The sequence below is a fragment of the Caulobacter sp. genome (assembly GCF_017744445.1).
GTDB lineage: Bacteria > Pseudomonadota > Alphaproteobacteria > Caulobacterales > Caulobacteraceae > Caulobacter.
Genome location: NZ_JAGIBH010000115.1, coordinates 1 through 602 on the forward strand (window position 1 = coordinate 1; position 602 = coordinate 602).

1 protein-coding gene and 1 pseudogene are annotated in these 602 nt (G+C 71.1%); both read left to right on the forward strand.

The window, feature by feature from the left end; genetic code table 11:
* On the forward strand, positions 1-401 hold a 401-nt coding region (locus J7528_RS23950; protein WP_291879863.1), incomplete at its 5' end, for a methyltransferase.
* Positions 394-602 (forward strand): annotated as a pseudogene (locus J7528_RS23955) (16S rRNA pseudouridine(516) synthase); the annotation flags it as partial. The gene J7528_RS23950 and the pseudogene J7528_RS23955, both read left to right, overlap by 8 nt.

A 602-nucleotide genomic window follows, 5' to 3' on the forward strand; every position in this document is an offset into this window, starting at 1 on the left:
AGGCCGAGGCGCGTGCGATCGAACTGGCCCGCGGCAATCTCGCGGCGCAGGCCGGGCGCGCGGCGCTGTTCTTCCACTGGCACGACGTCACCGCGGGCCTGGCCGAAGGCGGCTACGACTTCATCGTCAGCAACCCGCCGTTTCACGCGCACGACCGCGGCGACCGGCCGGAACTGGGCCAGCGCTTCATCGAGGTCGCCGCGCAGTCGCTGCGGCGCGGCGGCCGCCTGCTGCTGGTCGCCAATCGCCACCTGCCGTACGAGGCCACGCTGGCGCAGGCGTTCGCGTCCCAGCGTGTGCTCGCCGAGGGCGGCGGCTTCAAGGTGATCGAAGCAGTGAAAGGCGAAGTGGCGGGCGGGGTGGTGAAGGCAGATGCGCGGAGGAGCGTGGCCGATGAGTAAATCGATGAAACTGGTCAAGCACCTGGCCAACCTGGGCTACGGCAGCCGCAAGGAGGTGGCGTGGATGTTCCGCGAGGGCCGCGTCACCGATGCCGCCGGCGAGGTGCTGTACGCCGACGACCCGCTCGACCACGACACCGTGCGCGTCGACGGCGAGCCGCTGGATCCGCCGCCCGGCCTGGTGCTGGTGCTGCACAAGCC